This is a genomic window from Neobacillus endophyticus (genome assembly GCF_013248975.1).
Taxonomy (GTDB): domain Bacteria; phylum Bacillota; class Bacilli; order Bacillales; family Cytobacillaceae; genus Neobacillus; species Neobacillus endophyticus.
The window spans coordinates 3280174-3305926 of the sequence record NZ_JABRWH010000001.1 but is presented as its reverse complement, the minus strand read 5'-3'; the positions used below and the strand labels follow the sequence as shown (position 1 = coordinate 3305926).

Sequence of the window (25753 nt, the reverse complement as noted above, 5' to 3'; positions counted from 1 at the left end):
ATTTATCGAGCCTTCTCGTGCTGTTTCTGTAAGCTTGCGAGCAATGGCCTGCCGTTCTGCCATATAACTTGGACTGGAAGCTCAAAATATTCGGTTAATTTGTCACTAGATAACATTTCTTTTGTATCACCAGATGCAAATACTTGACCTGATCTTAACAACAGCGTTTTATTGAAAACTGGCAGAATTTCTTCGACATGATGTGTGACATAAATAATCGAAGGAGCAGATGGAATTTTGGCAATTCGTTCGATTGAGTCTAATAATTTTTCACGGGCGATAAAATCTAGCCCATTTGTCGGCTCATCCAATATTAAAAGTGATGGATCTGCCATCAGGGCACGTGCAATCAGTACCCGCTGTTTTTCCCCCTGTGATAAGGTTACATAGTTACGATTCGCATACTCGATGCAGCCTAATTCCTCCAATAACCCGATTGCTTTGTTCCGCATTTCATCTGTAGGCTGCTCATAAAGTCCAATTGAGGCAAATGCTCCGCTCAATACTACCTCAAAAGCATTATCATCCGGGTATATTTTTTCCTGAAGAGATGATGAAACAAAGCCGATTTGCCTGCGAAGTTTTTCACCCAGATAGGTCTTGCCAAATTCCATCCCTAAAACTGTCACTTTCCCTTTGGTCGGGAAGTAAAAAGCATTTAGCAAATTTAAGATCGCCGTTTTGCCGCTCCCGTTCAAACCAAATAAAACCCAATTCTCCCCTTTTTCAAACTGCCAATTCACATCTTGCAAAATCCATGTCCCATCCCTTTTTAACGAAACACCCTCCAACTTCAAAACCCTCATGCTGACTCCCTCCCTCAAGCTCTATTAAGAATAATTTAATAATTATAAAAATAATAATATCAAATTAGTGTTATTGGTGTCAGGCACCAAACTTCGCATTTCGAAATTTTTTTGAACTAACAAAAAAGGATAGGTAAATAGAAATTGTTTCTATTTACCTATCCTTTTTCATTTAGTCCTAATAAAGTGTGACAGTAACATTTCAAGTTCAAGTGCTTTTTATTTAGAAATTATCCGCCATTGTTAGATAAAATAATACCGGAACATGCGGTAAACAATAAGATATTAAGTCCCAAGCCTATTAATGCTCCCTGGCCCATCCGCTTTTTCCCTTTTGCAAAACAAACAATTGGAATGATAATAAGGGCAACGATTGCCACTACTATATATGGAAGCACCATTATTGCATTTACAAACAATAATATTAACCCTAAAAGGTAAATGCTCAAGGTGATTCCCATTCCAATCCAAAGATCTTTTAATGGCTTGGCATTTCCGTTGTCTCCCTGATTTTGCTTCACCATCTCCCCCCCTTTAAATAACTATTTAATGTACGTTTTACCCGCTAATTCTTCCTGAATTTTCTTCAATGCTTCCTCTTTGTCATCACGATAAAAAAGATTGTATGTGTCAAATGGAATAATCCGGCCATCCGGATGGGCAATATGGACACAGGATTTTTTCACAGACCGAACATCAAAATTATAAGCATCTAAAAACTGCATAATGATTACCCGAAACACATTGTCATAACCAATTTCTCCCGGCATGGCAACCTTTGGCAGGCAGCATAACAGATCCTTTAATGATAACGCAGATGAATCAGGAGAATGGTTGAGTGAAAATAATTTAAAAATCATATTTTTCATGTTATCATCTTGTTCAAATACAATCGTATTCCGCCCTCCCTCTAATAATATTTTGGGATCAATCAGCCCTGTCAGCGGAGTGACATTGCCATTCAATTTCAATGCATACCCCATTGCCAGACAATCTGGATGGCAAGGGACAGGAATGATATCCTTCGCTGAAAAGACTTCGGATTGATCAATAATCATCTGCCGTACTTCACTTAATGTTAAGCGATTGGCCATTCCGTCATATTCTTCCAATCGCCCTGCCGCTTGTATTGGCTGGAAGGTAACTCCCCGGACACATTTTTGCTTTAGACCATATTGGATGATATCTCCGACTTCGTGGTCGTTTAATCCTTTTTTCAAGGTCACCACCAATGTCGTCGATATATTGAACTCATTTAAATGATCGATCGCTTTTTGGCGGATTTCTCTTAAATCGACCCCTCTTAGTTCTTCAAGGGCAGCTTTTTCAAAACTGTCGAACTGTAAATAGATTTCAAAACCTGGCGTGTAGCCGGCAAGACGTTTGACAAACTCTTTATCATTCGCAATTCGCAGGCCGTTAGTGTTGACCATTATATGTCGAATAGGCCGCGATTTCGCCATATCAAGAATTTCAAAAAACTGCGGATGGATGGTTGGCTCACCGCCGCTGATTTGCACAATATCCGGCTGGCGCTCATTTTTAACAATACTGTCCAGCATAAATTCGATTGTCTCCAGACTACGGAAACCGCCTTTTTGTGGAGAAGATTCTGCATAACAAATGGGACAATTTAAATTACATCTTTCTGTTATTTCCAATAACGTCAAACAGCTGTGCTGTTCATGATCTGGACATAGCCCGCAATCGTATGGGCAGCCATATTTAACGGGTGTGTTCCAGCGATATGGCATCTCTGACGGCTTTATAAATTCGCGGCACCACTTATAATATTCAACATCTGTCGAAATAAGCACCTTTTCTCTGCCATGCTGCAGGCAATTCTTCACGAGATATACTTTTTCATTTTCAATAATGACCTTTGCTTCAACTTTTCGCAAAAAAGTGGAGCAAATACTGTTTGTTAATTCATAAAATAAATAGGGACGATTAGGCATGAATTTCTCTCCTTATTTTGATCTTCTTTTTATTAATCAGCCAGACGTAATAACTGATACCTAACAGGCTGGCTACTTGAATGTTATTCAGAAACAAGTAAGGATGCGGGGTTGGTTTAATAAAGTCAATGAGGAAGCGAAAGGTCAGATAGCCAAGCATAAATATTTGAAACTGCAGCCCTTCCCAGCCAGCATTTTTCTTTTTAATTTGATAAATGATAATGGCGGTAATCGCCAAAAAGACAATTTCATATAGCTGTGTTGGATGACGTTTCACTCCATCACCGAAATCTATACCTGTAATCCATGTGGTGGGAATTCCATATGTATGGTCACTCAAACCAGTTAAAAAACAGCCTATTCTGCCAATCATCATCCCAATGGCAAGCGGCAGTACAAAATCATCACCTGTTGACCTTGACCAGCCTATCCATTTTTTGGCTGATTCCACACCAATCAATCCGCCGAGTAACCCTCCAACGATCGTTTTTCCCTCCGTCAGATAGGCGAGATCATTCCAATCTTCAATTGTCTTTTTCGGGTCTTCAAACAAATATAGCAGCTTTGAACCAATCGCTGCCCCTAATATGGCTCCTACAATCACCCAAATGGCCTTATCTATCGGGATCCTTTCTTTATTTCTTGTATACAAGTACACTCGGAATCCAATAAAATAGGCAAGTGATTCAAAAAGCAAATGCGGGTGGATTCCAAAAATAAAAACGGGAAATTTCATTGCGCCCCTCCTCCCTTGATCATCTCTGTACTTTTTATATTAACAAAACATTAGGAAAAATTTTGAATGAATATAAAATTTTTCTATATTGACATTTTTCATTTTTGCGATAAAATATTTAGAAAAATCAATATAAAGGCAATGACGAGAAAAAGTAAAATGGGCACATTTTTCTACAGAGAGCTTCGGTTGGTGAAATGAAGCAAAAATGACCGTTTGAATATGGCCTCTGAGCTGCGCACTGAACGTATTTTCTATTAGTAGGCTGCGACAAGTGTTGGTACTTGTTTTCAAAACCACAGTATAAGAGTCTTTTTAAGACTTCCGTACTTGTAAAGGCTTTACGTGTAAACGTACAGTGAAATTAAGGTGGTACCACGGAGTTCATACCCCGTCCTTATCTATGTTTTTAGATAGGGGCGGGGTTTTTTATTTTTATTCTTAAATCATGGAGGTTTTTCACAAATGAGTATTTTTATTGGAGGGGCATGGCCCTACGCGAATGGTTCATTACATTTAGGACATATCTCTAGTCTTTTGCCAGGCGATATTTTGGCTAAGTACTATCGTCTGCAAGGGGAAGATGTTCTTTATGTTTCCGGAAGTGATTGTAATGGAACACCTATTGCCATTCGCGCTAAGCAGGAAGGAATTTCCCCGAAAGAGGTAACTGACCGATATCACAAGGAATTCCAAGATTGTTTTGTAAAGCTGGGATTCACATATGACTGTTATACCCGGACAGACGATGAACATCATCATAAAATTGTGCAGGATATATTTTGGGATTTGCTCAAAAAAGGGCTCATTTACACAAAATCAGTTGAACAAACCTATTGTGGTACTTGTGAACAATTCCTTCCGGACCGCTATGTTGAAGGAATTTGTCCACACTGCGGAGAACCGGCCCGTGGTGATCAATGCGATTACTGTTCTGCCATTTTGGATCCGGTTGACTTATTAAATAAGACTTGCAAATTATGCGGCACTTCACCATCCATCAGAAACACAGAACATTTCTATTTTTCTCTCAGCAGCTTTCAATCAGAGCTGGAACAGTATTGTATGAAAGCAAACAGCCAAAAAACTTGGCGGGACAATGCCATTCAATTAACAAAACGCTATTTAGATGAAGGACTGCAGGACCGCGCTGTTTCTAGAGATCTACCCATAGGTGTCAGTGTTCCAGTCAAAGGTTATGAGGAAAAGAAAATTTATGTTTGGATTGAAGCTGTGTCCGGCTATTACTCAGCGAGTAAACAATGGGCCAATGAGACTGGGCTTGATGATTCTTCATTTTGGAGTGAACAAACGAAAACTTATTATGTTCACGGCAAAGATAATATCCCTTTTCACACAATTATTTGGCCGGCGATTTTAATGGGATTAGGCAGCAATGCCCTGCCCCAATATATCGTTTCCAATGAATATGTAACCGTAGAGAAAAAGAAACTTTCAACCAGCCGAAATTGGGCCGTTTGGATGCCAGATATTTTAGAAAAATATCACCCGGATTCCATTCGCTACTTTTTAACCATTAATGCACCAGAAAACCGGGACGCCGATTTTTCATGGCGCGAGTTTATTTATCGTCATAATAGTGAATTGCTAGGTGCCTATGGGAACTTTGTCCATCGTACACTTAAGTTTATTGAAAAATGCTGTGATGGAATCATTCCTGACGGCGAACTTGATCCTATTATGTGGGAGCAATTGCTTCAAATTTACAATGTAGTTGGAAAGCAGATTGAAGCGGGGCATTTTAAAGCTGCATTAGCAGAGGTTTTCAACATTATTCGCGCCGCCAATAAGTTTTTTGATGATGAACAGCCTTGGAAGCAATTTCATGAGAATAAATCATCATGTAAAAATACTTTATTTACTTGTGCCGTAATAATAGCCAATCTGGCTCAGCTATTGTCGCCATTCTTGCCGTTTTCAAGCGGAGAAGTGCAAGAAATCTTACGATTGACCAATTTATCATGGAAACCTATACAGATTGATGGGGGCTTGCAAATAAAGGAAGTATCTCCATTGTTTGAGCGTATTGATGTCAAAAGGATTGATGAAGAACTTGAACAGTTAGCCAAACAGGCAAATTAACATAGTTAGGGAAGTTTTACCACTTCCCTAATGCTTTTTCCAGCGGCGGTAAAACCGATATCCTTTTCGTATGCCATCAACAATGAAAAATGGAATTGGCGGATGATTTTTGTAAAGTAAAGGCTTGTAAATTGTGTAATAAGCTTTTTTCAAATCGTCCCATTTTCGGCAATGCCCCTGCTTATAAAAATCCGATACATCAACAATATATCCTCTGCCTTCTGACATGACGACATTTTTACCATGGACATCATATGGGTTTAGCCCGATTTTGCGGGCATATGCCAAACCTTCATCCACGTCTTTGATGACGGAATCCGAAATCTGAACTCCTTTTACAAGGGCTTCAAATAATGTAATACCTTCAAGCTTTTTTAATACTAAATAGTTTTCACCGTAAGCAATTAAAGAAGAATAGGCAGGGTGATCCCCCAACTGTTTATAGACTTCAATTTCTTTTTTTTGATCTTCGGGGTTTCGTCCATACACTTTCACAGCCAAATCCGGATTTGCCTTATGCGTAAAAACGCCTGCGTAATTTCCCCTGCCAATTGTCTCCCATGTATTAGATCGATTTTTTATAATGATGGGATCAACTGGACTGTCGGTAATTAACTGTATTTTTGGCAATAAATCGGTTTCTACTAATCTTAAATAGTGATCCATTAGCATTTTTGCCACCTACTAACTTTTAAAACCCTTTATTTATATTTTTACTCCATGTAAACTAAATTTAGGACTTTAAGGAGTTATATAGTGAAAGAGAGGGTAAACCGTGAATTTTCCATTATTAGAAACCAAACGCTTAAAATTAATTGAATTGACACACCGTCATGACAACAGCTTATTTGAAATTTTATCAATCGAAGAGGTTACAAGGTTTTACGGTACAGACCCTTTCACCCTGCCGGCAGAAGCTTCTAGGCTGATTGATATTTTTCATAAAAATTTTTTGGAGCAGCGTGGAATTCGTTGGGGCATCAAATTAAAGGAAAACCAAAAAATTATCGGCACTTTAGGCCTTAATGCACTACAACTTAAGAATCTGCGTGCAGAAATCGGCTATGAATTACATCCATCCTACTGGAGAAAAGGTTTTGCGATGGAGGCCATTAATGAAGTACTGAATTTTAGTTTCAATAAACTTGATTTATATCGGGTCGGAGCCGTTGTTTACCCTGAGAACGAAGCATCCCTCCATCTTCTTAAAAAGCTGGGCTTTATGGAAGAAGGTTTACTAAGAGGATATATCAGGCAAAATAATCGATCCAATGATACGATTGTATTATCACTCTTAAAACCAGAATGGGAAAAAAGCCAGGAATAAGCCTGGCTTTTACTCATTAAAAAAATCTTTTAATTCCTTTTCATTTTTTTCATTTTGATGATGAATGTAAGGATTATTTTCTGTTGCATCCTTTGGATCTAAGTTAGTTTTGATTACTAACATTGGCTCCGATGGACTATCTAAAATGACTCGGTCCGTTAGTTGATCAAAATCAGGCAGCTTTTTGTTCCCAGGTTTGTTTGCTTCCATTTTGTGCACCCCCTAAAAAATAGGGTGCTAAATTCCCTTGTTAAAAATTCACCAGAAAAAGCAATTAAAAGAAAAAAACTAGGAAGTAAAACCTTCCTAGTTATGGTTATTCCTCTTCGCCGCCAACTAAGAAATCAGGATTTAATTCTTCGAATTCTTCGTCGTCGACATCATTGCACCATTCATCATCATCATCTTTGCAGCCCTCTGGATTGATACGGACACAAACCTTTGTTTCGCCGATCACCTCGACAAGGAACTCCCTTTCCACATGAACGATGATACGATTTCCATTAGGGGAAATAACAGCTTCGGTGCAATTCGGCTGCTGCAATACTCGGGCGACGATTTCATTATCATCCATGGCATCGTGATCCCGGTATTTCAGCTTAATGACATCCGTATATTGAACACGTTCAGTAACTACTTCCGTTTTGGTATTATCATTGAAGGAGTACCAAACATTGATATCATAAGAGCCGTGTATCTCTACTGTTTTGCCAACTTTTTTCGCGTTGTATTTATGGTTGATAATCCAGCAGCCCAGAATACTGGTTGGATTATGTGCCGGGCTAATCGTATGATTGGACTGGGTAAATTTACGTCCTTTCGCTACTACCGCCTTGGTTATAATCTCTCTATATTCTCCCATTTTGCGCGAACCCTCCTCATTCAGTTTCATTTCATCCTATGCCAATGTCTAGACTAGTGTGATATATAAATTTACGAATACTGGTTAAATGTTTAGTCATGATTCATATTATGCGGGATGCGTTTAGGTGTGTGTCATTAAGTCAAGGACATGTGAGAAGGTAATTTTTATAAAAAAAAGACAAAAAAATAAAGCCAGGCCTTTTAACAGCCCAGCTTTATTTTTTATTCGTGATCACACTCATCGTGGCCTTCGCAGGCAGCGCCGCCATTTTTAAGGCTTGCTCCTGTCTCGCCGCTTAATAAGTCTCCGCCTGTTGCAATAATAATTTCGTCGGTAACCGTGTTTGAGATTGTTGCAGCAATCAGTTGCAGCAAGTCATTAACTTCTACCTGTGAATGTTTAAATTCTTGTACAACAGGAATTTCATCCAGTTCACTTTCAAGTGTTGTAAGCTTCTCTTCAACTTTCTTCAAAGCTTCAGATTTACCATAATGCTGTAGGTTGACTGCTTGTTTTTGCAAACCTTTAATGTCAGAAATAAGCGTACTTACCTTCTTATTTTCATGAATCTGCGCTTCGGCCCGTTTGAAGAAATCGACTTCATCTGTTTCTGCAATCATGCGTGCTAAGTCCTTGGCACGAGCGACGATTTCATCTCTAGTATACTTCGCCACTTTATTTCACCTCTGCTGGTTTAAATTCGTCTATCATTTCTCCATTTAATGACCATGTTTTGGCATCGTTAATTTTCACCTTAACAATTTTACCAATTGCAGATTTTGGACCCGTAAAGTTAACTAGCTTATTCTTAGTTGTATAGCCTGCAAGAACATCTGGATTGTTCTTACTTTCCCCATCTACAAGAACCTCGACAACTTGACCTTCATATGTTTTCAGAGCCTTTGCTGAAAGCTCATTCACTAAATCGTTTAAGCGTTGTAGGCGTAACTTCTTAACTTCCATTGGAACATTATCTTCCATTTTCGCGGCTGGTGTACCTTCACGCGGAGAATAGATAAAGGTATAGGCAGATTCAAAGCCTACCTCACGATAAAGTGAAAGCGTTTCTTCAAATTGTTCTTCTGTCTCATTAGGATAGCCAACAATAATATCAGTTGTGAAAGATACATCAGGAATGGCTGCTTTAATTTTTCTAACAAGCTCCAGGTATTGTTCTCTCGTATATTTTCGTGCCATAATTTTTAAAACATCTGTTGAACCAGACTGTACAGGCAAATGAATATGGTTCATCAAATTGCCGCCTTTTGCCAGCACTTCAATTAGACGATCATCAAAGTCGCGTGGATGGCTGGTTGTAAATCGAATTCTCGGAATATCAATCTTACGAATTTCATCCATAAGTTCGCCAAGTCCGTATTTAATATCCTCGAAATCTTTGCCGTATGCATTCACGTTTTGACCAAGAAGCGTAATTTCTTGGTAGCCTTGGGCAGCCAAATGACGGACCTCTTGAATAATTTCTTCTGGTCTGCGGCTCCGCTCTTTACCGCGGGTATATGGTACGATACAATACGTACAGAATTTATCGCAGCCATACATAATATTTACCCATCCCTTAATATTGCCGCGACGGACTTTTGGAAGGTTTTCAATAACATCCCCTTCCTTAGACCATACTTCTACTACCATTTCCTTTGACAAATAAGCTTCATTTAAAATATGAGGCAAACGGTGAATATTGTGAGTACCAAAAATCATGTCAACTTGCTGATATGTTTTTAAAATTTTATTAACTACCGATTCTTCCTGGGACATACAACCGCAGACACCAAGCAATAGATCAGGTTTCTCTGTCTTTAAAGCTTTAAGATGTCCAAGCTCACCAAATACTTTGTTTTCTGCGTTTTCACGGATCGCACACGTATTGAGAAGAATGACATTGGCATCCTCTGTCCTGTCTGTTGGCTCATAGCCCAATGCCATAAAAATGCCTGCCATGACTTCCGTGTCATGCTCATTCATTTGACATCCATAAGTTCGGATATAGAATTTACGGCCCTCTCCCATCCCGCGAAATTGCTCAGGTATGGAGAAATCATGATGATATTTAACTTCTTCTTTACCGCGTTGCTTAGCTTCTTTTAAAGAAGGTGCGGTGATGACTGTTTCAAAATATTTGCTGTAATCCTTTACGGATTTTTTGTCCGAAGAATTAACAGTTTTTGCTTGCTGACTTTCCACTCGTTGTTTCTCGTTCATATGTTGATTAAGCCCCTTTCAATCATTTTACTACTATTAGACTCATTTTTGCATTTTTTTACCTTTTTAAACTTATGATTTTCAAGTTTTTGGCTATACTGCACATTATAATAGTATAAAGGTTATAGGTATTGAAAACAATAGAATATCCCGTGGAATTGAATTCCACGGGATTTCTTTTTTGCTAATTACATAAACTCAGCAACTAATTTATCAAAATGAGATTGCTCAAGGTTAAGGTCTACTTGTGTTAGTGGTTCTTCAGCGTATCCAGGAATTAATTCCTGATAAGATTGACGCTCAGTGTTTTGGTAAATCAAACCAGTTACTAGACCATTGTTTTTCATTAGAGTTTGCATAGCCAATTCACGGTTTGATGGGTCGTAACCTTCAACATCACTTAATTTTGTTAGGTTTTCTTTAAACCAATCATAGGTGTTAATCTTATTATAAGTAACACATGGACTAAATACGTTGATTAAAGAGAAGCCTTTATGATTGATACCTGCCTCAATTAATGCAACAAGATCTTTCAGGTCTGTTGAGAAACTTTGAGCAACAAATGTAGCTCCAACTGTCAATGCCATTTCCATTGGTGAAATTGCTGGTTCAATGGATCCTGATGGAGTAGATTTTGTTTTAAAGCCCATAGCCGACCTTGGCGATGTTTGACCTTTTGTTAATCCGTAGATTTGGTTGTCCATAACAATATACGTAATATCTAGATTACGGCGAATAGCATGAACAGTATGTCCCATACCAATAGCAAAGCCATCACCGTCACCACCGGAAGCGATAACTGTTAAATCGCGATTTGCCATTTTTACACCTTGTGCAATTGGAAGTGAACGGCCATGGATTCCATGAAAACCGTAAGAGTTAATATAGCCAGAGATACGGCCTGAACAGCCTATACCAGAAACAATTGCAAGATTTTCTGGCACTAAACCAACATTTGCAGCAGCACGTTGAATCGCCGCTTGTACAGAGAAGTCACCACAGCCAGGGCACCAGTTAGGTTTTACGTCATTACGGAAGTCTTTAAAAGTGGCCATTTAGAACAACTCCTTGCATTTTGAATAAACTTCGTGTGGTAGGAATGGATTTCCATCATACTTGACAAACTTCGTGATTTTCTCAGCATGTCCCACATTCATTTTAATTAAGTTTGCTAATTGTCCTGTTGCATTATTCTCAACAACAAGGACTTTCTTTGCAGAACGAATAAGTGGTAATAATTCGTCTGTAGGGAAAGGGTAGATTAATCTTACATGTGCATGATTCACTTTCATTCCATCTTTTTCAAGGCGGCCCATTGCTTCTTCAATTGCACCGCGGGTTGAGTTGAAACCAACGATTAACACATCTGCTTCTTCATGTGGAGCATTTGTGTATACTGGTGTGTTGAAACGGATATTTTCAATTTTTCGCATACGTTTGTCCATTTGGGCAATACGGTTTGTAGCAGATTCAGATGGCTTACCATTTTCAGCATGTTCTACACCTGTAACATGGTGAATACCATTTTTCATACCAGGAATAACACGTGGTGAAATTCCGTCTTCCGTTACTTCATAACGTTTGAAGTAGCCATCGGATTCTGGTAGCTCTTCATTTAAAAGCTTACCACGGCGAATTTCAACTTTTGAGAAATCAAGCGGTTCTACTGTTTGTTTTCCAAGGGATAATTGAAGATCTGATAATACGATAACTGGGCATTGGTATTCTTCTGCAAGGTTGAATGCCTCAGCTGTATCATAGAATGCTTCTTCTACTGTACTTGGAGCAAGAACGATTTTTGGAATTTCTCCGTGAGTTCCATAAATCATGGCCATTAAATCTGACTGTTCTTGTTTTGTTGGCAAACCTGTAGAAGGACCGCCACGTTGGGTGTCAACGATTACAATAGGAGTTTCGGTAATACCGGATAAACCAATTGCTTCGGCCTTTAATGATAATCCTGGTCCTGATGAAGCTGTAAGAGCACGAACACCGCCATATGCAGCGCCAATTGTCATTGTACAAGCAGCGATTTCATCTTCTGTTTGAATAACAGTACCACCTAGTGCAGGTAATTTTTTAATTAAATATTCCATGATATCTGAAGCAGGCGTAATTGGATAAGCAGCCATAAAACGGCAGCCGCCGGCAAGCGCTCCTAATGCAATGGCATCGTTACCAATCATGAACATACGATGTTTACCATCAGCTTTATCAAGCACCATAGTTGGAACATTACCGTCCATTTTTTCTTTCATATAATCGAATCCGGCTTGAATAGCTTCCATGTTTTTCGCTACTACTTGTTCGCCTTTTTTGCCAAAAATTTCACGAACTACTTCTTCAAACACATGAATATCTAGGTCTAAAACTGCGGAAGTAGCACCAATTGCCACCATGTTTTTCATTAAAGAAGTTCCTAAACCTGTAGCAATTTCTGTAAAAGGAACCGCATACAATGAAGCTTGCGTATCTTCTGGCTTCTTAGGGTCAAACTTTGAATCTGCAAGGATTACACCTTTGCTTTGCAGTTCTTTGTAATTCAAGTCAATGGTTTCCTGGTCAAAAGCTACTAGGATATCAAGATCATCTGAAATGGAACGAACTTCAGTTGTACTTACTCTGATCTTGTTGTTTGTGTGACCGCCTTTGATACGTGATGAAAAGTGACGATAACCATACAAGTAATATCCCAGTCGATTCAGTGCGATCGCAAAGATTTCTCCAGTACTTTCAATACCTTCCCCTTGTTGTCCGCCAACTTTCCATGAAAGTTGATTGATCATGCCTTACACCCCTTTGGATATGTAAAAAGTAGTAAAGTAAATTAAATCATTTCTAAGTGTAGCACTTTTCCGAGTAAATCACTAGAAATTAGCCTATTTTAATACTGTTAAGACAAAAAACTAGAGTAATGGATACGTACTAAACGCTTTCAATAATAGACCTATAGGATGAAAAATGCAACCCTTTCACACGATTTATTGTCTAAAATATGAATATTTTTTTATTATTTAATTTGAGTCTTCCATTTAAAGAAAAAAATACAAAAGCCCAATTGAAAAAACTACATAAACCAATTGTTTACGTTCAAAAATCAATTTTCAACTTGGCTATTAAATGGTATGTACTATTTTCTAGGATAATATTTTTATATGTTCGGTATATAGATCTTCAAATAACCCCGATCAAACTTTAAAAATAGCTGCTGTTAAATTTGGTTGTTGTTTTCCGCTCCAATCAACAGTGTTTAAATATCAACAATGTTCTTTAACATATCCTAAAATAAATGCATAAAAATACCTGCCGCAATCAACTGGGCAGGCAAAATATCATTATTCATTTATGCATCCATCTTTTGAGGATGTTCTGTGCTACCTTGGTTCTACAATTAACTTAATAGCTGTGCGTTCTTCCCCGTCAATTAAAATATCGGTAAACGCAGGTACACAGATCAAATCCACTCCGCTAGGCGCTACAAATCCTCGAGCAATGGCTACTGCCTTTACGGCTTGATTCAATGCACCCGCACCAATTGCCTGTATCTCTGCTGCACCTCTTTCACGCAGAACTCCGGCAAGTGCACCAGCTACAGAATTAGGATTAGATTTTGCTGAAACTTTTAATATTTCCATTCCTAGCTCCTCCTTGTAAAATCCCGATTCCGCATGAGATGTTCATGATCAAATCAGGTATATAACATTCCACTGCTACTATATTCAATTGCCAGAAGACATATTCCGGCTTGGACAAAAAAAGAAGTGTAGACAGCGGAGGAATAGCCGAAACATAAATAAAAAAGAGCAAAACTTTGCTCTTTAGGAAAAAAATGGATGATCTTCGTTAATCAGGATTGGATCAATCTTCTTAGCGAGACCTGTTTTACGATCAAGTTCAATTAAAACGGCACTCAGCTGGTCCCTACCCTTCGTCGTTACCTCAAATCGGACAGGAAGGCTTGTGAGGAACCTTTTAAGAACTGCTTCTCTTTCAATTCCAAGAATACCATCATACGGCCCCGTCATCCCAACATCTGTAAGATAAGCGGTACCGCCTGGCAATATACGCTGATCTGCCGTTTGCACATGTGTGTGGGTCCCAACTACCGCAGATACCCTGCCATCCAAATACCAGCCCATCGCTTGTTTCTCACTAGTGACTTCAGCATGAAAGTCAACAAAAATAAAAGGGGTTCTTGTTCTAGCCATTGAGACAAGTTCATCTGCTTTTTGAAAAGGACAATCGATCGGATTCATAAAGGTTCGGCCTTGCAAGTTGATAACAGCCACTTCAATTTCGTTCACTTTCAGAAAAATAATGCCTTTTCCAGGTGTACCATTTGGAAAGTTGGCTGGGCGAACTAAATATTTTGCCTGCTCGATAAATTCGAATATCTCCCTGTTATCCCAACTATGGTTGCCCAAAGTGACTGCCTGAGCCCCCATCTCCAAAAATTGGCGGTATAATTTTTCAGTAATCCCTTTCCCGCCTGCTGCATTTTCACCGTTAATAATCGTTATATTAGGGCGGTATTTTTCTTTTAATTTCGGAAGATATTCCTTCACCATATCTCTTCCTGGCGAACCGACAACATCGCCAATAAATAATAATTTCATGTGATAGCCCTTTCCCATAAAAAATAAAATATTTTAGAGTGAGTCTAAGTCCCGACATAAATAAAGCGGTGCTTTTGCACCGCTTTATTTTGCATATTCTACAGCCCTTGTTTCACGAATGACTGTTACTTTTATATGTCCTGGATAATCAAGTTCTTCTTCGATTCGCTTGCGGATGTCTCGTGCCAGTCGATGCGCTGCCAAATCATCAATCGCGTCTGGTCTTACGATAATCCTTACCTCACGGCCTGCTTGGATCGCAAAGGATTTCTCTACGCCTTCGTAGGATTCTGAGATTTCCTCCAGCTTTTCTAAGCGTCGGATATAATTTTCAAGCGTTTCACTTCGAGCTCCCGGTCTTGCGGCTGATAATGCATCTGCAGCTGCAACCAGAACCGCAATAGTTGATGTTGGAGCAGTATCACCATGATGGGAAGCTATACTATTGATTACTACCGGATGTTCCTTGTATTTTGTAGCAAGTTCTACACCGATTTCAACGTGACTTCCTTCCACTTCATGATCAATTGCTTTACCAATATCATGCAGTAAACCTGCTCTTCTTGCAAGAGTTTCGTCCTGTCCCAGTTCAGCAGCGAGCAAGCCAGAGAGGTGTGCGACCTCCATAGAATGCTTTAACACATTTTGACCGTAACTGGTCCGATACTTTAATCGGCCGAGTATTTTAATTAGATCTGGATGTAAACCGTGAACTCCCACTTCAAAAGTAGTTTGCTCTCCCACTTCACGAATATGCTCATCCACTTCTCGGCGAGATTTTTCGACCATTTCCTCAATCCGTGCAGGATGTATGCGGCCATCTTGGACAAGCTTTTCAAGTGCTAAGCGAGCTGTTTCCCGGCGGATAGGATCAAAACCTGAAAGAATAACTGCTTCTGGTGTGTCGTCAATAATTAAATCAATACCTGTTAATGTTTCAAGTGTACGGATGTTACGCCCTTCACGGCCAATAATTCGGCCCTTCATTTCATCATTTGGAAGGTTCACGACAGATACTGTCGTTTCTGCAACATGGTCAGCAGCGCAACGCTGGATTGCAAGCGATAAAATTTCTTTCGCTTTTTTGTCAGCTTCCTCTTTCGCACGATTTTCGCTTTCTTTAATCATCATCGCGGTTTCAAAGGCCAATTCCTTATCTGTCTTTTCAAGAATAATTGCCTTCGCTTCCTCACGTGTTAAGCTCGAAATGCGTTCGAGTTCAGATTGTTGTGTTTGAACCAACTCGTCCACTTTGCTTTCCATCTCTTCAATATGCTGTTGTCTTTGGTTTAGAGAATCATCCTTCTTTTCTAATAGAATTTCACGTTTATTTAACGCTTCATCCTTTCGATCTAAATTCTCTTCTCTTTGCAGTAAACGATTTTCTTGTTTTTGCAGTTCACTTCTTCGTTCACGAACCTCACGTTCCGCTTCTGTGCGAAGCTTGTGAATTTCATCCTTTGCCTCTAACAGAGCTTCCTTTTTTAAGGAATCAGCATCACGCTTTGCATCCTCTAAAATCTGCTCTGCAGCATTCTTTGCGCCTGCAATTTTCGCTTCAGCAATGGATTTACGAGTAAAATAGCCAACAACGGCACCGACGATAAGGCCAAGCAAAATGGAGATGATTGTAATTGGTCCCATACTTCCACCTCCTCTTGCTATGAACTTTTGTTACATTTTTAAGTGTCGGCATGTACATTATTTAGAGTCAACATACAGCAAGCACAAGGCTTTTCAAATTGTAAGATTACCAAAAATGTAAAATATACATGTTAATTGTAAATGTGGGAATATTCATTGTCAAGGCTTAGACCTGTTGGTGTTTTAAAATATTTCCAATATTCATCAATCATTCGTGACGATCACTAGTACATTATTACTAATTTAATACTAAATTGTGCATAAACATGCACCCTTAACAGTCTGTTATTTTCCGCTCTAACCAAGAGATTGGCAAAATCAACAATATCCTGTTACATTGCTTAATAAAAAAAGCAAAACCAAAGGGCTTTGCTCAAAAAAATTAATCGAGTAATTCAAATTGATCGTCGTCATCATCTGTTTCCGCAATAGTTTTTTCTGCATCCAAACCATAGTGATCACGGATTTTTTGATGAATTTCAAGAGAAACATTCGAATTTTCCTTTAGGAATAGCTTCGCATTTTCCCGGCCTTGTCCAAGTCGTTCATCATTGTATGAATACCAAGATCCGCTCTTTTGGATAATGTCCAATTCAGAGCCCATATCAATAATTTCGCCTTCCCTTGAAATTCCTTCTCCATACATGATGTCCACTTCTGCTGTACGGAACGGTGGAGCTACCTTGTTCTTCACCACTTTAATTTTTGTCTTATTACCGACTATATCGTTTCCTTGCTTTAACTGTTCTGCGCGGCGCACTTCAAGACGAACAGATGAGTAAAACTTAAGGGCACGTCCCCCTGGTGTTGTCTCAGGATTTCCGAACATTACTCCCACTTTTTCACGAATCTGATTGATAAAGACAGCAATTGTTTTCGATTTGTTGATTGCTCCAGATAATTTTCGAAGTGCTTGAGACATCAAACGAGCTTGAAGACCAACATGGGAATCTCCCATTTCACCTTCAATCTCTGCTTTAGGCACTAATGCAGCTACAGAGTCGATGACAATGATATCAACGGCACCGCTGCGTACTAATGCTTCGGCAATCTCTAGAGCTTGTTCTCCTGTATCTGGCTGTGATAATAGTAATTCGTCAATGTTGACACCTAATTTATGTGCATAAGTTGGATCGAGCGCATGTTCGGCATCGATAAATGCTGCTTGTCCCCCTTTTGCTTGTACTTCTGCGATTGCATGTAGAGCTACGGTTGTTTTACCAGAACTTTCAGGACCGTAAATTTCAATGATACGCCCTCTTGGATATCCCCCAACACCAAGAGCAACGTCTAGCGCTAATGAGCCGCTTGGAACTGTTGAAATTTTAGTTTCTGTCTGTTCCCCCATTTTCATAATGGAGCCCTTACCGAATTGTTTTTCTATTTGTTTTAGCGCCATTTCTAACGCGGCCTTGCGGTCACTCACAAATTGTTCCTCCTTTATATAAAAAAATTAACTTATTGCTGGAATCTATCAATACGAAACCTATTAATAATATAACCTCTTTTTAGGGATTTGTCGAGCAAAAAACCGAACATTTATTCTGATGTTTCCAATGCTATTTTTGCTAAGAAAAAGGTCGAATAGGTGCGAGTTTTGTACTTTCCTACTATCTTTTCATCTTATAAACGAGGCTTTCGCGAGTTTTCTGATATCTTTATGGAATAAATTCTCGAAAAAAACAATCTAAATCCATTCTTTTTCATTATCAGTGCGCCTATAATCTAATTTCCTGATGGGGCCTTTCTCACATCCCACTTCCTTATATATCAACCAGTAATATTTATTTCAAAAGCTTATTTGAATAAAAAATCACAGAACATTATTTGCAGTTCTGTGATTCTTTCAATGCCTTTAATAGGTAATAACAACCATATTTTACTGCGCGGGTTCTAGTGGCTGCTCTGGATCCGGCAAGTGTGAGTTTTTCAGCAAAAACAGGTCTTCCTGACATGGCGATACCAATATAGACCGTACCAACTGGTTTCCCTTCTAATTCATCCGGGCCGGCGACACCTGTAAAACTGATACCAATATCCGTTTTGAAAATCTTTGCGGCATTTTCAGCTAGTTCAATTGCACATTCTTCGCTGACTGCTCCGTATGTATCAAGCGTTTCCTGTTTTACATTTAATATTTGATGTTTGATCTCGTTGGAGTAGCAAACGGTACCGCCTTTAAACACTGCGCTTGCTCCAGGAACTGTTGTAATTTCCTTTTGAAACAGGCCGCCGGTTAGGCTTTCCGCTGCTGTGATCGTCATTTTTTCACCTATTAACACCTTCATTAATTCTTCTAACAATGAAGTTTGGTCATAGCCATAAAGATAATGCCCAACCCTCTGATTAATTTTATTTTCTACTTCATCCAGCATGGTGTTGGCAGTTTTTTTATCCATATGCTTTGCAGTTAATCTTAAGGTCACTTCCCCATCACCTGCAAGCGGTGCGATTGTAGGGTTACTTTGGGAATCGATTAAATCGACAATTGCCGTTTCAAGCGCGGCCTCTCCAATGCCAAAAAAGCGCAGAACCCGGGAAACGATTTGTTCTTTTGTACCAGCTTTTGAAGCTAGTGCTTGACTCCCATATTGTATAAACATAGGTTCCATTTCCTTAGGCGGGCCTGGAAGCAGCATATAAATATGTGAATCTTGCTCTAATACCATTCCTGGCGCCATCCCATGGTCATTTGGAAGAACATCGGCCCCTTCTAACACCAAAGCCTGTTTTCGATTATTTTCAGTCATGACCCTGTTGGCTTTTTTGAAATATTGCTCAATTGATTCCAAGGCAGCTTGATCGAAAACAAGTTGTTTCCCGAGATGACGGGCAATCGTTTCCTTTGTCAAATCATCTTTTGTCGGTCCAAGTCCACCGGTAAAAATGATCATTCTCGAGCGATTCTCAGCAATTTCAATTGCTGCTTTCAGTCTGTCAGGATTATCACCTACAACCGTATGGTAATACACATCAATTCCTAAACCAGCAAGTTGCTGTGATAAAAATTTTGCGTTTGTATTAACAATTTGTCCAAGTAACAGTTCAGAGCCTACTGCGATTATTTCAGCATTCATGCCCATCGCCCCTTTATACAATATCCCGAGCTTATTTTGAATTTTTAAATACGTGACTGTTTTTAGCAAAATAATCCCAGCCAGACCAAATCGTAAAGATTAACGCAACCCATAAACACACAATATCAAAGCGAAACGGGATCATATTAAAAATGATATTATGTAATAATAGTGACGCTATCGCGACGATCTGCGTCCAAGTTTTGATTTTGCCAAGCATATTGGCAGCCACGACTTCTCCTTCGCCAGCTAGCAAAAGACGAAGTCCAGTTACCGCAAACTCTCTGCTGATGATCACGATGACGATCCATGATGGTGCATACCCAAGTTCGACCAATACAATAAGTGCGGCTGAAACGAGCAGCTTATCAGCGAGTGGATCAAGAAATTTCCCCATATTGGTGACAAGATTATACTTTCGTGCCAAATGCCCATCTACCCAGTCCGTTGCAGATGCCACAATAAAAATCAGAGCACCAATGAAATGGGTAACAGGTAGGGTAGTGCCAAGAATATGCATGTTCCCCCAGTGTAAGTGGGTAAGCATGATTAGCATAAATAGAGGCATCAGCAGTATTCTCGAAACTGTAATTTTATTTGGTAAATTCATTTTAATTTACTTCCTCCTATCAAAAAGCGCAAACACAAATGCAACGTTACATTAATCAAATTTTACATGCGAAAAATAGCCATCAATAGATGACTATTAGCTTTTCGGAACATATTGAATCGTAATGTTCTGAACCGATTGTGACGGCGGTATTGCATATTGAAGCTTTTCGTCGTTGACATATATGTCGGTATCCGCGGCATTTCCAACCTTAATTACAGCCATAGTTTCAGCTGATAAATCAGCTGTTTGGCTCTCTGAAGTGCCCTTTGTCAGCATCCCTTGGAATACAGATTTGCCGCTGCCAGTTTTGATGCTGACCCACGTAGTTCCACGGGAAACTAGTTTCACAACAAATTTACTAGTATTTTTGACAGAATAAGTGGTATTTCGGCCGCTGGACTGCACAACTGAAACCTCTTGTTTTACCTGCTGCTGTACTGCTGGTGGTGAAGGATTATCCTTTTTTGCTTGGTTTGCTGTGTTTTGGCTGTCCTTTTTGTCAGCAGTATCTGTCTCATTAGCCTTTACTTTATTCGTAATCACCTTCACCGGTTCGTTATCTTTTTTTGATGATTGATTGGATATACTGCCCGAATGATGAGATATGAAATAATAGAAAATTCCTGCTACTCCAATGACAAAAACGGCAATTAGTACTTTTGGCAGAATGTCAAAAACCCTCGCATTCCCTTCCGATATTGTCTTTTGCGTTTTTACTCTTGAAAGCTGCGGCACGTCTTCATTATGTGAGGCAGGTATTTCACTTTTATATGTTTCAAAAATTTCTTCCGGGTTGAGCCCTAACGTTTCAGCATATTGCTTAATAAATGCACGTACATAAAAATTGCCCGGCATACTTGAATAGTTACCCTCTTCAATGCCAATTAAATAGCGTTTTTGAATTTTTGTCATGGATTGAAGATCATCTAAACTCAAATTTTTTTCTAAACGGGCTTCTTTTAATCGATTCCCTAATTCAGTCACCTAAAAACACCTTCCATTATTGTTAAAAATCAAAATCTCCGAAGTCAGAACCAGATATAAAACTATGTTGATCAACAACCTCGTAAGTAATTTCCTCATCAGCATGATTTCGAAGTTCAATGATATAATCAAAATCATCGAGTGTATACTCCGAGTTTCGTACTAAAATATCAGGATGCTCAACCACTTTCACCGAAGGCATCCGCATGATTTCCCTTACCAGCTGCCAATGGCGTTCATTTGCTCTTTTCGTTGAAACAATACCATCAAGGATGAATAAATTATTGGAATTATACTCATCTTCAATTAGTTGATTACGGATTGTCTGCTTTAAAAGAGTCGATGAAACAAATAACCATCGCTTATTAGCACAAACGCTTGCCGCGACAAGTGATTCCGTTTTTCCCACACGCGGCATTCCCCGAATCCCGATCAGCTTATGTCCTTCCTGCTTAAACAATTCTGCCATAAAATCAACTAATATTCCAAGCTCATCTCTTACAAAGCGGAAAGTTTTTTTGTCATCGGCATCTCTAAGAATATAGCGTCCATGTCTGACAGCTAGCCGGTCAAGCATTTTCGGCTCTCTTAGTTTGATTATTTTTATTGTGTCCATTGTATGTAAAATTGACTCAAGTCGTTTTATTTGATTATCATCTTCTGCCTTAATCAGCAGTCCGCGCCTTCCTTCATTTACTCCATTTATGGTAACAATATTAATAGATAGCATTCCTAAGAGGGATGAAATGTCGCCTAATAAGCCTGGACGGTTCTTTGTAATCTCATATTCTAAATACCATTCTTTTTTCAATTAATAAACCCCCTTAGAATTTTCGACAATATTTTCGCATATCCATTTCTAAACTTTATCATAAATGATTTTACAGTAAGATGAAAGAAAAAACATGGAAAAACACATATTAATAAAATGAAATGATAATATCTAGCAAGATAAATGGCATTTGTATGAAAAAAGAGAGGAGAATATCCTCCTCTCTTCCATTTATTGTTTGACTAGTTTAACCATTACACTCGCAATTGCCTGTTGTTCTTGAGGGGATGCCACTGACCACATATCTGAAAGAACTCTCTCCTGCTCATTTTTAGGATCTACATTTCTGGCCAGATAATCGCCAATTTGAACAGCAAGATTGTTAATCGCTCCTTCGCTCATACCTTGGTTTTGAGCATGATCAAGTCGATCGCCCAAAAATTCTTGCCATTGATGCCAGTTATCTAAAACAGACATAGTATTACCTCCTTTAGAATAGTACACAGATATTTTGCGTCAATATGCTGGGTACTATTCACGAGGATTTATGATTTTTTCAACAAAAAAGCTTGAGCAGTATTTAAGTATACCAGCCACCATTTATCGCTAGAACCTGTCCAGTCATATAACTGGATTCATCAGACAATAAAAAAGCGGCTCCTTTGGCAATTTCCTCTGGATTCCCCAATCTTCCCATTGGTATTTCAAAGGTTATTCGTTCGATTTCTTCATGTGTAAATCCTTCCATCATCCTCGTTTCTACTGCACCAGGTGCAATGGCATTCACTCGAATTCCGTTCAGGGCTAATTCTTTACTCAGAGACTTTACAAAGGAGATTTGAGCTCCCTTTACCGTCGAATAAGCTACTTCACATGCCGCCCCAGTTTGCCCCCATATCGATGTGATAAGGATAATATTTCCGGATCCTTTTCCCAATAATTTCGGCAGAAGTTCCTTCGTTAACATAAGTGGGCTTAAAACATGAATATGAAGCAGCTGTTCTGCTTCCTCTTGTTTAAGATCCATTAACAAGCCATAGTGGCTGGTCCCGCTGCCATAAATAATCGCATCGAGAGAAAAAATTTGTGAGCACAACTTTTTATAGCCATCAGGATTGGATAAATCAGCTTGAACAGGAATATATTCACCGCCAAAGCGGTTAAGATTCTTCATTAAGTTCTGGACGGATTGTTCATTTTTATGATAGTGCAAATATAATTGATAGCCTTTTTCGGCTAAATGATAGGCAACCGCCTGTCCGATTCCACCACTTGCTCCCGTTATTAAAACATATTTCTTCATATTTTCCACTCTTTCTTTCAAGTTCAATGAAATGCAACGGAGAAAAAGCGCCGGAACTAGCGGCGCTTGCTCTTCTACCCTTACTTTTTAGGCACTACCTGACAAACGGAAAAACGCTCTTTTTCCATTAATTCTCCAGCTAGAGACTGTACGTCTTTTAACGTAATTTTTTCCAATGTCGGAACAACATCGAATAGATTCATTTCATTAAAAGCATAGCGGGTAAATTGGTTGGCAATATATTCTGGTGAATTGATAGCTCGTAAAAATGCTCCAATTTTTTTCTTTTTGGCCCGATCTAATTGATCTTCTGTGAAGGCATTTTCATTTTTTGCTGAAAGCAAGATTTCTTCTAGACGTGATGCCAGTTGATCAGGATCATTTGTATCCCCTCCAACCATGGCAAAACCAAACCCCTGCTCCTGCGTATAATCATAAGAAAATGTTTCATCAACCAAACCATCATTATAAAGTTGATCATAATGCTTTGAACTTCTTCCAAAAAGAAGATCCAAAAGCACATTCATAGTTAATTCGTTTTTCAGCATTTCTTCGCCTGTTTGATTAATGTGAATAGCCTTAATCCCTAATAAACATTTAGATGTCTGTACGTTCATTTGCAGCACTTGTTTTTTCTCAGCTGCTTGTTCTGGTTCTTCAGGGAATTTCCGCTTAATTTCAGGCATATCTTTATAATCTTTTTTAGCTTGATTGTCCCGTATTTGCTTCATGATCTGCTCAGGTTCAACAGGTCCAACAATAAACAACAGCATATTACTTGGATGATAGAACGTATTGTAGCATTCGTACAGCCAATCTTTAGTTATATGCGAAATAGATTCAATCGTACCGGCAATATCAATTTTAACCGGATGGTTTTGATATAAATTTTGGATAAGTCCAAAATATAAGCGCCAATCCGGATTATCATCGTACATGGTAATTTCCTGCCCAATGATGCCTTTTTCCTTTTCTACTGTTTTTTCAGAAAAATAAGGATCTTGAACAAAATCAATCAATGTTTCGAGATTTTTTTCGACATCATTTGTACTGGAAAAGAGATAAGCCGTCCTGGTAAAGGAAGTAAAGGCGTTTGCCGAAGCTCCCTGTCTTGAAAACTGCTGAAAAACATCTCCATCTTCCTTTTCAAATAATTTATGCTCTAAAAAATGAGCGATACCGTCGGGAACCTTAACATATTCATCTTTTGCGAGCGGAACAAAAGTATTATCTACCGAACCATATTTTGTTGTAAAAGTAGCATACGTTTTGTTAAAGCCTTTTTTCGGTAAAATGTAAACCTGTAGTCCATTCGGCAGTTTCTCATGATAAAGCTCTTCTTGAAGCTGGTCAAAATTAATTTTCTCCATTATTTGCCCGCCTCCATTCCCGTTAAGAAATAAATCGTATCCAATTCAATTTTATTGGCAACCTTTACAATTTCTTCTTTTGTTGCTTTTTGCATTTCAGAAATCCACGTTTCCAATTGGATTTCGGTACAAGCCACAACATTATGATATAAGACCTCAATTAAACCTTTAGCGGTATCGATTGTTTCGAGGATTTGATTTTGAATGACAGCTTTGGTTTGTTCAAGCTCCTGATCTGTAAAATCCCCTTTTTTCATGGCCTCCATTTGCTCATAAATGATCCCCACCGCTTTTTCGTAATTTTTGCTCTCAATCCCCGACATAACCATCATTAAACCTTTATGACTTTCCAGTCTGCTAGCGGCATAATAGGCGAGACTGGCTTTTTCACGCACATTGATAAAAAGCTTAGAGTGGGAAAAACCACCGAATATACCATTAAATACTTGTAGAGTAAAATACTCTGGTTCCCCGTATACAATATTTGTGCGATAACCAATATTCAATTTTCCTTGTTTAATTTCTTGTTCTTCTTTTACTTCATGAACTTCTTGTTTTTTTTGTATTTCTTCTGATACGGCTTTTTTTGGCGTGCGGTGATTGAATTGAAGAAGCTCGGATGCTAGTTTTTTTACATCTTCCTCTTTAACATCGCCGACAACATACAAATCCATTTCATCTTCTTGAAATGCTTTTTGATAATATTCATATAAATTTTCAGGTGTAATGGCATCAACAGCCTCGGCTTCACCATTAACCTGGAGTGAATATGGCTCCCCCTTACACATTTCTTCAATTAGGCGGATATTAGAATAACGCATTTTATCATCAAAAACTGATTGAATCCTTTGCTTTTGTGTCCTTTTTTCTTTTTCAACAGTATCCTTGTCAAAGGCATGACCAGATACATTTGGCTTTGTTAAAATTTCTGCTAAAAGTTCAAATCCTTTTTTTAATAAAGGATTATGGTCACTTAAAAACTTCTCATTGGCAATTTCTATTAAAAAACTGATTACATGGTATTCACCTTTTTTTGCCAAGTCCACATATAGTGTCGCCCCATATAAATCATCCAAATAAGAGCGAAGTTCTGGTGTCGTAGGGTGCTTTGCGGAATTCGCCTGCATCACTTGCGGGAGAAGTGCTCTTTTCGTCACGTCATCTTTTGTTAACGGTGATTTCATTCTCCAAACAATTGTGTTTGTTTTGTACTTAGCAGTTTCTACTACATGAAGCTTGTATCCCTGCATTTCCGATATTTTTTCTTCGGGTGCGGTCATCTGCATTCCTCCTTATTAAAAAAAGACCTTACCATATAGTATGTAAATATTATTCTTTATATTTTTTTCCTTTCATAAT

Annotated in this window: 25 protein-coding genes and 1 other annotated feature; of the genes, 2 read left to right on the top strand and 23 right to left on the bottom strand. The window is 38.8% G+C overall.

Annotation, left to right across the window (positions count from 1 at the left end; all coding sequences use genetic code 11):
• Positions 1–2: 2 nt before the first annotated feature.
• From HPT25_RS16315 to HPT25_RS16300, 4 genes are all read right to left on the bottom strand, one after another.
• Positions 3–806: an ABC transporter ATP-binding protein gene (locus HPT25_RS16315; protein WP_173066347.1), complete on the bottom strand. Its 804-nt coding sequence runs from the start codon at positions 804–806 to the stop codon at positions 3–5.
• 230 nt (positions 807–1036) lie between these two features.
• Positions 1037–1327, bottom strand: a complete 291-nt coding sequence (locus HPT25_RS16310) for a hypothetical protein (protein WP_217269730.1) — start codon at positions 1325–1327, stop codon at positions 1037–1039.
• Between the two features lie 21 nt (positions 1328–1348).
• The gene (locus HPT25_RS16305; RefSeq protein WP_173066341.1) at positions 1349–2764 is read right to left on the bottom strand and encodes a radical SAM protein; all 1416 of its coding nucleotides are present in this window, start codon (positions 2762–2764) and stop codon (positions 1349–1351) included.
• Complete coding sequence (locus tag HPT25_RS16300; protein WP_173066338.1) at positions 2757–3500, bottom strand: prolipoprotein diacylglyceryl transferase; 744 nt, start codon at positions 3498–3500, stop codon at positions 2757–2759. Before HPT25_RS16300 ends, HPT25_RS16305 begins: the two co-directional genes overlap by 8 nt.
• A 132-nt stretch (positions 3501–3632) precedes the next feature.
• Positions 3633–3902: a binding site (T-box leader), on the top strand.
• Between the two features lie 63 nt (positions 3903–3965).
• Between HPT25_RS16300 and metG the strand changes: the two genes are divergently transcribed.
• Positions 3966–5603 (top strand): methionine--tRNA ligase, encoded by a 1638-nt coding sequence (gene metG / locus HPT25_RS16295; protein WP_173066335.1) that lies wholly within the window; start codon positions 3966–3968, stop codon positions 5601–5603.
• A 27-nt stretch (positions 5604–5630) separates the two neighbouring features.
• On the opposite strand, the gene HPT25_RS16290 is transcribed toward metG, so the two are convergent.
• Entirely contained in the window at positions 5631–6269 is a 639-nt protein-coding gene (locus tag HPT25_RS16290; protein WP_173066332.1) for a protein kinase family protein, read from the bottom strand.
• 109 nt (positions 6270–6378) lie between these two features.
• Here HPT25_RS16290 and HPT25_RS16285 point away from each other — a divergent pair, with 109 nt between their 5' ends.
• On the top strand, positions 6379–6930 hold the full coding sequence (locus HPT25_RS16285) for a GNAT family N-acetyltransferase (RefSeq protein WP_173066329.1): 552 nt from the start codon (positions 6379–6381) through the stop codon (positions 6928–6930).
• A 9-nt stretch (positions 6931–6939) separates the two neighbouring features.
• On the opposite strand, the gene HPT25_RS16280 is transcribed toward HPT25_RS16285, so the two are convergent.
• The 18 genes from HPT25_RS16280 to yfmF form a co-directional block, all read right to left on the bottom strand.
• A complete protein-coding gene (locus tag HPT25_RS16280; RefSeq protein WP_173066326.1) occupies positions 6940–7140 on the bottom strand; it encodes a hypothetical protein in 201 nt (66 codons plus the stop codon).
• A gap of 106 nt (positions 7141–7246) precedes the next feature.
• Positions 7247–7792 (bottom strand): outer spore coat protein CotE, encoded by a 546-nt coding sequence (locus HPT25_RS16275; RefSeq protein WP_173066323.1) that lies wholly within the window; start codon positions 7790–7792, stop codon positions 7247–7249.
• Between the two features lie 224 nt (positions 7793–8016).
• Complete coding sequence (locus tag HPT25_RS16270) at positions 8017–8469, bottom strand: YlbF/YmcA family competence regulator (RefSeq protein ID WP_173066320.1); 453 nt, start codon at positions 8467–8469, stop codon at positions 8017–8019.
• A gap of 1 nt (position 8470) precedes the next feature.
• Positions 8471–10015, bottom strand: a complete 1545-nt coding sequence (gene miaB / locus HPT25_RS16265) for a tRNA (N6-isopentenyl adenosine(37)-C2)-methylthiotransferase MiaB (protein ID WP_173066317.1) — start codon at positions 10013–10015, stop codon at positions 8471–8473.
• A gap of 188 nt (positions 10016–10203) precedes the next feature.
• Positions 10204–11070, bottom strand: coding sequence for a 2-oxoacid:ferredoxin oxidoreductase subunit beta (locus HPT25_RS16260; protein ID WP_173066314.1), 867 nt, complete (start codon positions 11068–11070; stop codon positions 10204–10206).
• Entirely contained in the window at positions 11071–12801 is a 1731-nt protein-coding gene (locus tag HPT25_RS16255) for a 2-oxoacid:acceptor oxidoreductase subunit alpha (RefSeq protein ID WP_173066311.1), read from the bottom strand.
• A 588-nt stretch (positions 12802–13389) separates the two neighbouring features.
• On the bottom strand, positions 13390–13650 hold the full coding sequence (gene spoVS, locus HPT25_RS16250; protein WP_038541258.1) for a stage V sporulation protein SpoVS: 261 nt from the start codon (positions 13648–13650) through the stop codon (positions 13390–13392).
• Positions 13651–13833: 183 nt separating this feature from the next.
• Entirely contained in the window at positions 13834–14631 is a 798-nt protein-coding gene (locus HPT25_RS16245; protein ID WP_173066308.1) for a TIGR00282 family metallophosphoesterase, read from the bottom strand.
• Positions 14632–14715: 84 nt separating this feature from the next.
• Positions 14716–16275, bottom strand: a complete 1560-nt coding sequence (gene rny / locus HPT25_RS16240; protein ID WP_173066305.1) for a ribonuclease Y — start codon at positions 16273–16275, stop codon at positions 14716–14718.
• A 382-nt stretch (positions 16276–16657) separates the two neighbouring features.
• Complete coding sequence (recA, locus tag HPT25_RS16235; protein WP_173066302.1) at positions 16658–17701, bottom strand: recombinase RecA; 1044 nt, start codon at positions 17699–17701, stop codon at positions 16658–16660.
• A gap of 397 nt (positions 17702–18098) precedes the next feature.
• Positions 18099–19352, bottom strand: a complete 1254-nt coding sequence (locus HPT25_RS16230; protein ID WP_173066299.1) for a competence/damage-inducible protein A — start codon at positions 19350–19352, stop codon at positions 18099–18101.
• 31 nt (positions 19353–19383) lie between these two features.
• Positions 19384–19962, bottom strand: coding sequence for a CDP-diacylglycerol--glycerol-3-phosphate 3-phosphatidyltransferase (gene pgsA / locus HPT25_RS16225; protein WP_173066296.1), 579 nt, complete (start codon positions 19960–19962; stop codon positions 19384–19386).
• Between the two features lie 96 nt (positions 19963–20058).
• A complete protein-coding gene (locus tag HPT25_RS29270; protein WP_173066293.1) occupies positions 20059–20949 on the bottom strand; it encodes a helix-turn-helix domain-containing protein in 891 nt (296 codons plus the stop codon).
• A 22-nt stretch (positions 20950–20971) separates the two neighbouring features.
• Positions 20972–21760 (bottom strand): DUF3388 domain-containing protein, encoded by a 789-nt coding sequence (locus HPT25_RS16215; protein ID WP_173066290.1) that lies wholly within the window; start codon positions 21758–21760, stop codon positions 20972–20974.
• Between the two features lie 192 nt (positions 21761–21952).
• Positions 21953–22198: a DUF3243 domain-containing protein gene (locus tag HPT25_RS16210; RefSeq protein WP_173066287.1), complete on the bottom strand. Its 246-nt coding sequence runs from the start codon at positions 22196–22198 to the stop codon at positions 21953–21955.
• A gap of 103 nt (positions 22199–22301) precedes the next feature.
• Positions 22302–23024, bottom strand: a complete 723-nt coding sequence (gene ymfI, locus HPT25_RS16205; RefSeq protein WP_173066284.1) for an elongation factor P 5-aminopentanone reductase — start codon at positions 23022–23024, stop codon at positions 22302–22304.
• A gap of 80 nt (positions 23025–23104) precedes the next feature.
• Positions 23105–24394, bottom strand: a complete 1290-nt coding sequence (yfmH, locus tag HPT25_RS16200; protein ID WP_173066281.1) for an EF-P 5-aminopentanol modification-associated protein YfmH — start codon at positions 24392–24394, stop codon at positions 23105–23107.
• On the bottom strand, positions 24394–25674 hold the full coding sequence (gene yfmF / locus HPT25_RS16195; protein ID WP_173066279.1) for an EF-P 5-aminopentanol modification-associated protein YfmF: 1281 nt from the start codon (positions 25672–25674) through the stop codon (positions 24394–24396). Before yfmF ends, yfmH begins: the two co-directional genes overlap by 1 nt.
• Positions 25675–25753: the final 79 nt, after the last annotated feature.

What these genes read in the sequence shown, in the direction of transcription:
- HPT25_RS16315 (WP_173066347.1), bottom strand. Translation starts at nt 806, where the DNA reads ATGAGGGTTTTGAAGTTGGAGGGTGTTTCGTTAAAAAGGGATGGGACA.
- HPT25_RS16305 (WP_173066341.1), bottom strand. Translation starts at nt 2,764, where the DNA reads ATGCCTAATCGTCCCTATTTATTTTATGAATTAACAAACAGTATTTGC.
- HPT25_RS16300 (WP_173066338.1), bottom strand. Translation starts at nt 3,500, where the DNA reads ATGAAATTTCCCGTTTTTATTTTTGGAATCCACCCGCATTTGCTTTTT.
- metG (WP_173066335.1), top strand. Translation starts at nt 3,966, where the DNA reads ATGAGTATTTTTATTGGAGGGGCATGGCCCTACGCGAATGGTTCATTA.
- HPT25_RS16290 (WP_173066332.1), bottom strand. Translation starts at nt 6,269, where the DNA reads ATGGATCACTATTTAAGATTAGTAGAAACCGATTTATTGCCAAAAATA.
- HPT25_RS16280 (WP_173066326.1), bottom strand. Translation starts at nt 7,140, where the DNA reads ATGGAAGCAAACAAACCTGGGAACAAAAAGCTGCCTGATTTTGATCAA.
- HPT25_RS16275 (WP_173066323.1), bottom strand. Translation starts at nt 7,792, where the DNA reads ATGGGAGAATATAGAGAGATTATAACCAAGGCGGTAGTAGCGAAAGGA.
- miaB (WP_173066317.1), bottom strand. Translation starts at nt 10,015, where the DNA reads ATGAACGAGAAACAACGAGTGGAAAGTCAGCAAGCAAAAACTGTTAAT.
- HPT25_RS16260 (WP_173066314.1), bottom strand. Translation starts at nt 11,070, where the DNA reads ATGGCCACTTTTAAAGACTTCCGTAATGACGTAAAACCTAACTGGTGC.
- HPT25_RS16255 (WP_173066311.1), bottom strand. Translation starts at nt 12,801, where the DNA reads ATGATCAATCAACTTTCATGGAAAGTTGGCGGACAACAAGGGGAAGGT.
- spoVS (WP_038541258.1), bottom strand. Translation starts at nt 13,650, where the DNA reads ATGGAAATATTAAAAGTTTCAGCAAAATCTAATCCTAATTCTGTAGCT.
- HPT25_RS16245 (WP_173066308.1), bottom strand. Translation starts at nt 14,631, where the DNA reads ATGAAATTATTATTTATTGGCGATGTTGTCGGTTCGCCAGGAAGAGAT.
- rny (WP_173066305.1), bottom strand. Translation starts at nt 16,275, where the DNA reads ATGGGACCAATTACAATCATCTCCATTTTGCTTGGCCTTATCGTCGGT.
- HPT25_RS16230 (WP_173066299.1), bottom strand. Translation starts at nt 19,352, where the DNA reads ATGAATGCTGAAATAATCGCAGTAGGCTCTGAACTGTTACTTGGACAA.
- pgsA (WP_173066296.1), bottom strand. Translation starts at nt 19,962, where the DNA reads ATGAATTTACCAAATAAAATTACAGTTTCGAGAATACTGCTGATGCCT.
- HPT25_RS16210 (WP_173066287.1), bottom strand. Translation starts at nt 22,198, where the DNA reads ATGTCTGTTTTAGATAACTGGCATCAATGGCAAGAATTTTTGGGCGAT.
- ymfI (WP_173066284.1), bottom strand. Translation starts at nt 23,024, where the DNA reads ATGAAGAAATATGTTTTAATAACGGGAGCAAGTGGTGGAATCGGACAG.
- yfmH (WP_173066281.1), bottom strand. Translation starts at nt 24,394, where the DNA reads ATGGAGAAAATTAATTTTGACCAGCTTCAAGAAGAGCTTTATCATGAG.
- yfmF (WP_173066279.1), bottom strand. Translation starts at nt 25,674, where the DNA reads ATGACCGCACCCGAAGAAAAAATATCGGAAATGCAGGGATACAAGCTT.